Genomic DNA, 11,420 nt, shown 5'->3' on the forward strand with positions numbered 1-11,420 from the left:
GGACGAGGAAAATTTTTTCTGGACAAGTCATATAGATGAGTCTAGCTTGGAGTCATGGGCTGTAAGCGCTTACAAGTTACTTGCCGTCAGTATAGGTCTCCGTGGGGGATCGGCAAGCAGGCGCCGCACCCTGGACCGGTTGAGGCGCGCGGGGCCTCGCCGGGCAGACGACAACAATTTACCGTGAGAGGCACGCAACATGTCGGATTCACCACGCAAGGCAAGCGAGACCCTGGGTGGCCTGATATGGCTGGCCATAGGTCTGTACGCTCTCTTCTTCCTCAACGTCGTCATGCAACGCTTCTTCCCGGGGATATACGACATTGCGTCGGCTCTGGAAGCGGCACTGCTGGTGGTCGCAACCGCCTTCTTCATCTCCGGATGTCTAAGGCTCGAATCACGACAATCCTCCACGCCATGACCCTGAGTCTGGCCAAGCATTAACAACAATTCTGAGGAGCAAGCCCATGTCACCTTTCAAGAAACCGTTTTTCCAAGACCTCGATACCACTGGTGGGCCCTCTCGGCCTGAGCGCCGACAGTTCATGGGTGCCGTGGCTCGCTACGGCTTCAGCGCCGCGGTGATCGGTGCCGCCGGCGGCACCCTGTTCTCCGAGCAGGCCATGGCCCAGACGTCCCAGGAGGAGAGCGAGCGCGCCGCCGCTGCCGAGGTCACCCTGACGCTGGCCACCGGCTATACCCTGGGGTCTTCCCGGGCCTATCCGATCATGCAGCTCAACTTCAAGGAGAACCTGCAGAACTTCACCGGCGGCCGGCTCTACGTCAAGCTGGCACCGGGTGGGCAGCTTGGTGCTGGCGGGGACCTGGTGAGCAAGGTGCAGAACGGTACCATCGCCATAGCGCAGCATTCTATCTCCAACCTTTCCCCGTTCGCCCCCGAGGTCGACCTGATCAACATCCCCTACTGGTGTGGCGATAACCAGCGCCTGGTCAACCTGGTGACCTCCGATAGCTGGCGCGATGTGGTCCACCACAAGGTGGAGGAGCGTGGCTTCAAGGTGCTGAGCTACGTCTGCATCGATCCGCGCACCGTGGCGGTGCGTAAAGGCCTGCTCGACGGTCCGGTGCGGACCCCCGAGGACATCGCCGGTATCAAGTTCCGGGTGCCGTCCTCGGCGATCCTGCAGAAGGTCTATCGCCTGGCCGGCGCGAACCCCACACCGGTGGCCTGGGGCGAGACCACCTCGGCGATTCAGCAAGGCGTCGCCGATGCCCTGGATCCCAGCGTTCAGGCGTTGCTGGTGTTCGGCTTCACCGACATCCTGGCCAGCATCTCCACCATCCAGTCGGTCCCCGACGCCCAGGTCTATACCTGTAACAAGAAATGGTTCGATGCCCAGCCCGCCGAGATTCAGGAGGGCATCCTCCAGGCCGCCGATGTCACCTTCCGCGAGAACCTGGCCAAGGTGCCGGCGGCGCGGGCCTATGCCTACTTCCAGATGCGCCAGGCCGGGGTCGAGATCTATTCGCCCACCGAGGACGAGCTCGCCCAGTGGAAGGCGCGCTGCGGCCACCAGTTGCCGGCCTGGGACGACACCAAGCGCGAGCTGGCCGGCTCCCTGGAAGTATTCGATGAATTGCTGGCGGCTACGGAGGTGTCGAATGGCTACTACGTCGACAACAACGCCTAAGAAGGATGCCTGGCATGCCTTCCGCCTGCGTTGCGATCGCATCGATCGCAAGAGCGAACGCTGGTTGCTGCTGACTTTTTATGCGCTGATCATCTTGACGGTTGCCATTGAAGTCATCCGCCGATTTTTGCTGGATTATTCCTCCGTATGGGGGGAGGAACTGGCTCGCTACTCCTTCATCTACCTTGCCTGGATCGCCGCAGCCGCGGCGGTCCGTGACCGCGCCCACATTCGTATCGATGTGCTGGTCAATCTCGGCGGCCCGAAGATGAAGCGACTGGGCTGGTGGCTCTCGGACATTGCCACACTGGTGCTGGCGGTATGGGCGTTGTGGCTGTCGATCTCACCGGTGCTGACATCGTTGAACTTCGGTTCGGTGACCCCCGGGCTGCGCCTCTCTCAGGCTATTTTCCTTATGGCGATCCCGATCGGCTTCCTGCTGATCGCATCCCGGGTGGTGCAGACGATGCTGGCGGACATCCGTCGCATGCGGCGCGGTGAACCGCCCTTCGATGGCCACAAGTTGTTTGACTGAGGAGGTCCGCTATGGAGTTTATGACGATTGGGCAGGCCACCGCGGATCTGGGCTGGACCTTCTATGGGCCCCTGCTGGCCCTGGTCGGGCTGATCGTGCTGGGGGTGCCGATCTGGGTGGCCATCGGCCTGGGTTCTTTGGGCATGCTGACGATGACCGAGACCCTGCCATTGTCGGTGTTCGGCGAGTCATTGTTCGAAGGCATCAACGCCTTCGCACTGATCGCCGTGCCGTTGTTCATCTTAACCGGCGATGCCCTGGTGCGCTCGGGACTCTCGGACAAGCTGCTCGATGTGGCCGAAGCCAGCGTCGGCGGCATGCGAACAGGGCTCGGCAGTTCTACGACCCTTGGCTGCGGTTTCTTCGCCTGCATCTCCGGCTCCGACGCCGCCGGGGCGGCAGCAGTGGGACGCATGACCATCCATCGCCTGGTGGAGCGAGGTTATCCCTTGCCGGCTGCCTGTGCGCTGGTGGCCTCCGGGGCCTGTACCGGTATCCTGATCCCGCCATCGATTGCTTATATCGTGATGGGTCTGGTGCTCGGAATGTCGGTTTCGACGCTATTCCTGGCGGCTGCCATCCCCGGGGTGCTGGTGATGCTCTCGGTGATGACTACCAACGTGGTGCTCAATCGCCTCTATGGTTTCGAAGGAGATCGGGCGCCTTTCTCCTGGCGTCGTTGGGCCTCCACGGTATGGGATGCCCGCTGGGCACTGTTCGTGCCGGTGGTGATTCTGGGGGGGATCTATTCGGGGATCTTTACCCCGACCGAGGCGGCGTCGGTGGCCGTGGTGGTGGTCGTGCTGATAGGCATCCACCAGGGGCGCCTGACCCTCGGTGATATTCCTCGAATGCTGGAGTCTTCGGCACGGGTCTGCGGCGTTATCGTGCCGATCATCGCCGTGTCGCTGCCTCTCGCCCAGACGCTGGCTAGCCTGGACATTCCACAGACTCTGGTTGGTGGTATAGGCGGCCTCACTGAGTCTCCCATTCTCATAATCCTGATGATGATTGGCATTCTGGTTCTGGCGGGATGCGTAATGGAAACTACGCCCAACATCGTGATCTTGTCGCCATTACTGCTACCAGTGGCTCTAAGCGTGGGGATGAACGAATTCCATTTCGCGATCTTGATGGTGACCACCCTGGGCTTGGGGTTTATCACGCCACCCTTGGGGCTTAATCTCTTCGTGGTTTCGGGATTGACGGGAAGCTCAGTGTTGGCCATTGCACGCTACGCCTTCCCCTTCGTACTGGGCATGCTGCTGGTGGTACTATTGATTGCCTTCGTGCCTTGGCTATCGACCTGGTGGTTGTAGGTCCCGAGGAGGTTCTCATCATTAGAGGTTGATTGATTAACCATATTGTAAGCGCTTACATAGTCGGTATGGCGACGTGAATGCTGCCCTGGTAATGCGAGCGAGGTGTCGCGACACGCCAGGGCAGGGTATGGCAGAAGTATCGTGGCCGACCCGCCCTTAAATCCGAGCCCATCCGGGCGTCGGTGAGTCAACGACAAACCCAAGCAAGAGGAAACAACAATGGCGATTCACTACTACAAGAAGGCTGAGAAGAACGCGTCGACCGGTTACGACCAGACCCAGGAAACCGTCTCCCGCATGCTGGCCGAGATCGAGGCCGAAGGGGAAGACAAGGCGAAGGAGTACTGCCGGTCCCTGGACAATTGGGAAGGGGATGTCGTGGTCGGCCGCGAGCAGATCGAGGCGGCCAAGGCCAAGGTGCCGGAACAGCTCAAGCAGGACATCCAGTTTGCCTATGAACGTGTTAGCCGCTTCGCTGCCGCCCAGCGCGACAGCATCGGCGAGTTCGAGACCGAGTTGTCGCCGGGACTCTTTGCCGGCCAGAAGCTGATCCCGATGGAAACCGCCGGCTGCTATGTGCCCGGCGGCCGCTATGCACATATCGCTTCGGCGATCATGAGTGTGGCTACTGCCAAGGTGGCAGGCGTCAGGAATGTCGTGGCTTGTTCGGTGCCGCGTGACGAGCAAGGTATTCACCCCGCGATTCTCTATGCCATGGACCTGGCCGGGGCCGACACCATCCTCCAGATGGGCGGCGTACAAGGCATCGCCTCCATGGCCTTTGGGCTTTTCACCGGTAAACCGGCCGATATTCTCGTAGGTCCCGGTAACCGATTCGTGGCTGAAGCTAAGCGCCAATTGTTCGGGCGCTGCGGTATCGACATGTTCGCCGGACCTACTGAGATCGGCATCATAGCCGACCAGTCAGCCGACCCCGATATCGTAGCTGCTGACCTGGTGGGTCAGGCCGAGCACGGCCCGGACACTCCGGTCTGGTTGTTCACGATGTCACGAGAACTGGCCGATGCCGTTGCTGAACGCATGCCCGACCTGATCGCCGCACTGCCCGAGACCCAGCGCAAGGCGGCAGAGATCGCATGGCGTGATTACGGCGAAATCATCCTCTGTGACACCCGGGAAGAGGTCGTCGAGGTCAGCGACCGCTATGCCTCCGAGCACCTGGAGTTGCAGGTCGAAGACCTCGACTGGTGGGTGGAACGAGTCACCAGTTACGGGTCGCTGTTCGTCGGTGAAGAAACCACCGTGGCCTTCGGCGACAAGTGCTCCGGGACCAACCATATCCTGCCGACCAAGGGGGCGGCCCGCTATACCGGCGGCCTGTGTGCCCAGAAATTCCTCAAGATCGTGAGCTATCAGCGTCAGAGCCGCGAGGCGACGCGTAGCGTGGCGGCGGCCACCGCCCGCTTGTCGCGTTGCGAAGGCATGGAAGCGCATGCCCGCACCGGCGACGTTCGCCTGGCCAAGTACTACCCGGACGAGACCTTTGATCTGGTGATTCCCGAGGAGGTGTAAGATGCAGCCAGCCTTCGATCTCGACGGCCGTGTTGCCCTGGTCACCGGGGGCAGCAGCGGCCTGGGGCGGGCCATGGCCGAGGCCCTGGCCGCTGCGGGCGCCAGGGTAGTCGTCGCCGCCCGGCGGCGTGAGGCCCTGGAAGCGAGCGTGGCGGCGATCGAAGAGGAGGGCGGCCAGGCGGCCGCCCTCGTCGCCGACCTCGCCGACCCCGCTGCCCTGAATGAGGTCGCTCGACGGGCGGCCGAACCCTTCGGCACGGTGGCCATCCTGGTCAATGCCGCTGGCGTCAACCTGCGTCAGCCCATCGAGGAGGTCGACCTGGCCGCCTGGCAACTGACCCTGCAGCTGCACCTGGGCACCCCCTTCTTCCTGTCCCAGGCCCTGGTGCCGGGCATGCGAGGGCTGGGGTACGGGCGCATCATCAACCTGGCCTCGCTGCAGTCCCAGCGGGCCTTTCCCGACAGCGCGCCTTACGGCGCCGGCAAGGGTGGCATCGTGCAGCTGACCCGCGCCATGGCAGAGGCCTGGTCCCGTGATGGCATCAACGCCAATGCCATCGCCCCTGGGTTCTTCCCTACCGAGCTCACGGCGCCGGTGTTCGACGACCCGGCTTCGGCCGAGACCCTGGCCGGCCGCACCGCCATCGGCCGCAACGGCTCCCTGGCCGACATCGCCGGCCCCACGGTCTTCCTGGCCTCCCCCGCGTCCGGCTATGTCACCGGTCAGACGCTCTACGTCGACGGCGGCTTTACCGCCAAGTGAATTCACAACACAAGGAAATCATATCATGCAAGCGCTCTATTATATCGGGCCGGAACGGCTCGAACTGCGCGAGACCGAGGAGGCCCCGCTGACTCCGGGCGAGTCCCGGGTGCGTATCCTGGCCACCGGCATCTGTGGCTCCGACCTGCATGCCTTCCACGGACATGATCCGCGCCGCCAGCCGCCGCTGATCCTCGGCCATGAGGCCGCCGGCGAGGTGGTGGAGGGGGCCCTGGCCGGCAAGCGCGTGACCATGAACCCGCTGATCGTCTGCGGCCACTGTGACTACTGTCTCGAGGGACGCCAGAACCTCTGCAGCAATCGCACTATGATCGGCATGACCCGCCCCGGGAGCTTCGCCCAGACACTGACCATCCCCGATCACTGCCTGATCGAGTTGCCCGATTCCCTGCCCGCCGTGGCGGCGGCACTGACCGAGCCGGCGGCCACCGCGCTTCACGGCATCAACCGGCTCGAGCGGTTCCTGTCCAGGCCACTCTCCGAGGCTCGGGTACTGGTGATCGGTGCCGGCGCAGTGGGTCTGCTGGTCGGACTGATCCTGCGCCACAAGGGAGTGCGCCACCTGCAACTCGCCGACACCAACCCGCTGCGCAGGCATACCGCCGAGCAGGCCGGGCTCGCGTCTTTTGACCCTCTGGACGAGCCAACGGAAGAGGATGCCTTCGAGGCCGTCTTTGATTGCGTCGGGGCGGCGCCCACCCGGGATGTGGCCGTGCGCTCCGTGCGACCCGGCGGAGCCATCATGCACCTCGGGCTGCAAGATAACGAGGGTGGACTCGACACCCGGGCTATCACCCTCAAGGAAGTGACCTTCCTCGGCGCCTACACCTACACACCTACTGACCTGCGGGCCACCGTCGACCTGCTGGATTCGCAAGCGCTCGGTCCCCTTGGCTGGGTTGAGGTGCGCCGACTTGATGAAGGGGCTGCCGCTTTCGCCGAACTAGTCGCAGGCCGTACCTCTGCGGCCAAGGTAATCCTGGAACCCTGATGTGCCTGTGACGCCCCCAGATGAGTCATCCCAACGAAGCGCCTCGGCACTTCGCCGGACACGCCACAATAACGACGACAGCCCGGTGCGGCATTGCACTGTTGAGGTTGAAAAATAACCTCACATCAGCCTCATGTCCTTGGCTGGGCAGGACAGGGTTAGGAGAGCAGGCAAATGAAACCACAGATATTCTCGACGCCTGAGGCAGGCTGGTCCTCTCGGCTGATTCGTCGGTTCGGAAGTTTCCGCGCTATCGGCCGTGGCCTGCTCGTGTGCGTCACTATTGCTCTGGCCACCACCTTCATCGCCGATCACTATGGAGGGCCGACACTCCTTTACGCCTTGCTATTTGGCATGTCACTGCACTTTCTGAGTGAAGAGGGGCGTTGCCGTGAGGGTATCGAGTTTGCCGCTCGCACTGTGCTCCGGCTTGGCGTAGCTCTGTTGGGAGCACGAATGACACTGGAGCAGGTTGGAGACCTGGGTCTTGGTCCTGTGCTCACTGTGGTTGCGGCAGTGGGTCTGGTCATCGTCTGTGGAGCAGCGTTAGCCAGGGTCCTGGGACTCCCTCGAGATCTCGGTCTGTTGACAGGAGGTGCGGTAGCCATCTGTGGTGCGTCGGCGGCCCTGGCCCTGTCGGCGGTGATGCCGCGCCATGAAACCAGCGAGCGTAATACTATCCTCACGGTAGTAGGCGTGACAACGCTCTCGACCATGGCGATGGTGACCTATCCGCTGATCGCCGGGGTCCTTGAACTCACAAATGCCCAGGCTGGTATCTTCCTGGGTGGCACGATCCACGACGTGGCCCAGGTGGTGGGTGCTGGCTACATGATCTCGGAACAGACCGGCGATATCTCGACGTTGGTCAAGCTGGTGAGGGTTGCCATGCTGGTGCCGGCAGTCATGGTCTTCATGTGGCTGTTTCGTGCGTCACGCCAGGAGGAGGGGGCGGCGACCAAGGTGCCGATGCTGCCGGGCTTCCTGGTGGGCTTCGTGGTCTTGGTCCTAGTCAACAGCCTGGGGCTCATTCCCGAGACAGTGAACGAGGGGATGTCGACCCTGTCTCGCTGGTGCCTCGTCACCGCTATCGCGGCGCTTGGCATCAAGACGTCGTTCCAGAAGCTTGCGGTGGTGGGGTGGAAGCCGGTGATCCTGATGGCTCTGGAGACCGTGATTCTGCTGGCCATAGTGCTTGGCGTGGTGCTGTTCGCTGGTTTGGGGACTCAGTGAGCGGTGTCACGTATGTCGATGCGGTGGTTTCAAGGGCAGCTTGAGATCAGGTGTTTGCCGCCATAATTGGGCGCGTGTCCCAAGTCCACCTATGGCACCAAGCGAGGTAGACACGGTAGCTTATGGGCCCACTGGTGATTTTCCTTGATGTTTCGGCTAGCTTGGGCGTTTATTTTCAAGGTGATATCAAGTCCGTGGTGGACATTGTGGTCACCATACCGCAGCTTGAGTTTCCTATCTGGCTTAGGTATGACTAGTCAGACTAGGGCATGCAAAATCCAAATACTGTGCGGAGATCAACGTGAAAATTGGCGCACCGAAGGAGACTGCCCGGGGGGAAGCGCGCGTCGCGCTCACCCCCGAGAGCGCGAAGCAGATCCAGAAATTGGGACATGAGTGTCTCGTCGAGGCCGGGGCCGGGGTGGCCGCCGGCTTCACCGATGACGCCTACCGCGAGGCCGGGGTCAGCGTCGTCGACGGCACCGAGGCGCTGTGGACCGAGGCTGAGGTAGTCATCAAGGTCCGCGAGCCCTCCGAGGAAGAGGCCCGCCGGCTGCGCGAGGGCCAGACCCTGATCGCCTTCTTCTGGCCGGCCCAGAACGAGGACATGCTCGAGCTGTGCAAGGCCCAGGGGGCCACCGTGATCGCCATGGACATGGTGCCGCGTATCTCCCGGGCACAGAAGATGGACGCGCTCTCGTCGATGGCCAACATCGCCGGTTATCGGGCGGTGATCGAGGCGGGCAACAACTTCGGGCGCTTCTTCACCGGCCAGGTGACCGCCGCGGGCAAGGTGCCACCGGCCAAGGTGCTGGTGATCGGCGCTGGCGTGGCGGGCCTCTCTGCCATCGGCACCGCCACCAGCCTGGGGGCCGTGGTGCGCGCCTTCGACGTGCGCCCCGAGGTGGCCGAGCAGATCGAGTCGATGGGCGCCGAGTTCCTGTTTCTCGACTTCGACGAGAGCCAGGACGGCGCGGAGAGCGGCGGCTACGCCTCGCCCTCCAGCCCCGAGTTCCGCGAGAAGCAGCTCGAGTGCTTCCGCGAGCAGGCCCCGGACGTCGACATCGTCATCACCACCGCGCTGATCCCCGGCAAGCCGGCGCCCAAGCTGTGGCTGGAGGACATGGTCGAGGCCATGAAGCCCGGCTCGGTGATCATCGACCTGGCGGCCGAGAAGGGCGGCAACTGCGACCTGACCAAGCCCGACGAGAAGGTGGTGAGCGACAATGGCGTGACGGTCGTCGGCTATACCGACTTCCCCTCGCGCATGGCCACCCAGGCCTCGTTGCTCTATTCCACCAACATCCGCCATATGCTCACCGATCTTACCCCCGAGAAAGACGGGGAGATCGTGCATGACATGGAGGATGACGTGATCCGCGGCTCTACGGTGACCCACCAGGGCGAGGTCACCTTCCCGCCGCCGCCGCCGAAGGTCAAGGCCATCGGCGCATCCAAGCCCAAGCCCAAGGAGAAGGAGCCGACCCCGGAGGAGAGGAAAGCCGCGGAACATGCTGCCTTCAAGGCGCAGACCAAGCGCCAGGTGACCCTGCTCGCCGTGGGCGGCGCGCTGATGCTGCTGCTCGGCCAGGTGGCCCCGACGTCCTTCATGCAGCACTTCATCGTCTTTGTGCTGGCCTGCTTCGTGGGCTTCCAGGTGATCTGGGGCGTCAGCCATTCGCTGCATACGCCGCTGATGGCGGTGACCAACGCGATCTCCGGCATCATCATCCTCGGGGCGGTCCTGCAGATCGGCTCCGGCAGCGTCGTCGTCGGCGTGCTCGCGGCGATCTCGGTGCTGATCGCGTCCATCAATATCGTGGGTGGCTTCCTGGTGACACGCCGGATGCTGGCCATGTTCCAGAAATCCTGAGCGGCGGAGAGACGACATGTTGGGTCAAGGATTCGTATCTGCCGCGGCGATCGCGGCAAGTGTATTGTTCATCCTCTCGCTGGGGGGGCTGAGCAACCAGGAGAAGGCCAAGCGGGCCGTCTGGTACGGCATCGTCGGCATGGCCGTGGCGGTGTTCTTCACCGCCTTCGGGCCGGGCATCGGCGGCTACTGGTGGATGATCCCGATGATGGCCATCGGCGCGGGCGTCGGCGTCTACGTGGCCGGCAAGGTCGAGATGACCGAGATGCCGCAGCTGGTGGCGGCGCTGCACAGCTTCGTGGGCCTGGCCGCGGTCTTCGTGGCCTGGAGCGCGGACCTGGAGAGGCGCCGGGTGATGGCGGCGCGGGCCTTGGATGCCTCGATGGAGGAGTTCTCGGCCTTCGCCGCCCTGGTGGCCGAGAAGACCCCCGCCGAGCTCACGTTCCTGCAGGTCGAGGTGGTGCTGGGGATCTTCATCGGCGCGGTGACCTTCACCGGCTCGGTGATCGCCTTCGGCAAGCTGGCCGGCAAGATCGACGGCAAGCCCAAGCAGCTGCCCGGCGGGCACCTGCTCAACGCCGGGGCGGCGGCCCTGTCGCTGCTGCTGGCCATCCTCTATCTCAACGGGGCCGGCTTCTGGACCCTGCTGGTGCTGGCGGCGCTGGCCTTCTTCATCGGCTACCACCTGATCATGGGCATCGGCGGCGCCGACATGCCGGTGGTAGTGTCGATGCTCAACAGCTACTCCGGCTGGGCCGCGGCCGCCATCGGCTTCACGCTCTCCAATGACCTGTTGATCGTCACCGGTGCCCTGGTGGGCTCAAGCGGCGCAATCCTGTCGTACATCATGTGCAAGGCGATGAACCGCAACTTCATCAACGTCATCCTCGGCGGCTTCGGCGGCAGCCAGGGGCCGGCGGCGGAGATCGAGGGCGAGCAGGTGGCCATCGACGCAGGCAGCGTGGCCAGTGCCCTCAACGATGCCGACAGCGTGATCATCGTACCGGGCTACGGCATGGCGGTGGCCCAGGCCCAGAACGCGGTCAGCGAGCTGACGCGCAAGCTGCGCGCCGCCGGCAAGAACGTGCGCTTCGGCATCCATCCGGTGGCGGGTCGCCTGCCGGGGCACATGAACGTGCTGCTCGCCGAGGCCAAGGTGCCCTATGACATCGTGCTGGAGATGGACGAGATCAACGACGACTTCCCCACCACCGACGTGGTGATCGTCATCGGCTCCAATGACATCGTCAACCCGGCCGCCCAGGAGGACCCTAACAGCCCCATCGCCGGTATGCCGGTGCTCAAGGTCTGGGAATCCAAGCAGGTGTTCGTCTGCAAGCGGGGCCAGGGGACCGGCTACTCTGGCATCGAGAACCCGCTGTTCTTCAAGGAGAACACGCGGATGTTCTACGGCGATGCCAGGTCGAGCATTGACTCGCTGCTGCATCTGATCGACTGAGCCGGGTGCGTCCGGGCCGGATTGCCGGCCCGGGTTCC

General features: G+C 63.4%; 10 protein-coding genes. All 10 read left to right on the forward strand.

The genetic code is table 11. From position 1 onward, the window contains the following. Window positions 1-199: 199 nt before the first annotated feature. The 10 genes from OP498_RS15325 (at window position 200) to OP498_RS15370 (ending at window position 11,382) form a co-directional block, all read left to right on the forward strand. On the forward strand, window positions 200-421 hold the full coding sequence (locus OP498_RS15325; RefSeq protein ID WP_280554269.1) for a hypothetical protein: 222 nt from the start codon (window positions 200-202) through the stop codon (window positions 419-421). A gap of 46 nt (window positions 422-467) precedes the next feature. Beyond that, a complete protein-coding gene (locus OP498_RS15330) occupies window positions 468-1,652 on the forward strand; it encodes a TRAP transporter substrate-binding protein (RefSeq protein WP_280554271.1) in 1,185 nt (394 codons plus the stop codon). Then, window positions 1,624-2,187 carry a TRAP transporter small permease gene (locus OP498_RS15335; protein WP_280554274.1) on the forward strand — a complete coding sequence of 188 codons (564 nt, stop codon included), beginning with the start codon at window positions 1,624-1,626 and terminating at the stop codon, window positions 2,185-2,187. Before OP498_RS15330 ends, OP498_RS15335 begins: the two co-directional genes overlap by 29 nt. Before the next feature lie 11 nt (window positions 2,188-2,198). After that, on the forward strand, window positions 2,199-3,506 hold the full coding sequence (locus OP498_RS15340) for a TRAP transporter large permease (RefSeq protein WP_280554276.1): 1,308 nt from the start codon (window positions 2,199-2,201) through the stop codon (window positions 3,504-3,506). 222 nt (window positions 3,507-3,728) lie between these two features. Then, a complete protein-coding gene (gene hisD / locus OP498_RS15345) occupies window positions 3,729-5,042 on the forward strand; it encodes a histidinol dehydrogenase (protein ID WP_280554277.1) in 1,314 nt (437 codons plus the stop codon). Between the two features lies 1 nt (window position 5,043). After that, entirely contained in the window at window positions 5,044-5,805 is a 762-nt protein-coding gene (locus tag OP498_RS15350; RefSeq protein ID WP_280554278.1) for an SDR family oxidoreductase, read from the forward strand. Between the two features lie 25 nt (window positions 5,806-5,830). Beyond that, complete coding sequence (locus OP498_RS15355) at window positions 5,831-6,817, forward strand: alcohol dehydrogenase catalytic domain-containing protein (protein WP_280554279.1); 987 nt, start codon at window positions 5,831-5,833, stop codon at window positions 6,815-6,817. 174 nt (window positions 6,818-6,991) lie between these two features. Continuing rightward, window positions 6,992-8,050, forward strand: coding sequence for a putative sulfate exporter family transporter (locus OP498_RS15360; protein WP_280554281.1), 1,059 nt, complete (start codon window positions 6,992-6,994; stop codon window positions 8,048-8,050). A gap of 301 nt (window positions 8,051-8,351) precedes the next feature. Further along, window positions 8,352-9,923 (forward strand): Re/Si-specific NAD(P)(+) transhydrogenase subunit alpha, encoded by a 1,572-nt coding sequence (locus OP498_RS15365; RefSeq protein WP_280547826.1) that lies wholly within the window; start codon window positions 8,352-8,354, stop codon window positions 9,921-9,923. Window positions 9,924-9,939: 16 nt separating this feature from the next. After that, window positions 9,940-11,382 carry an NAD(P)(+) transhydrogenase (Re/Si-specific) subunit beta gene (locus tag OP498_RS15370; RefSeq protein WP_280547825.1) on the forward strand — a complete coding sequence of 481 codons (1,443 nt, stop codon included), beginning with the start codon at window positions 9,940-9,942 and terminating at the stop codon, window positions 11,380-11,382. Window positions 11,383-11,420: the final 38 nt, after the last annotated feature.

The organism is Halomonas sp. 25-S5 (genome assembly GCF_029889845.1).
Classification (GTDB): domain Bacteria; phylum Pseudomonadota; class Gammaproteobacteria; order Pseudomonadales; family Halomonadaceae; genus Halomonas.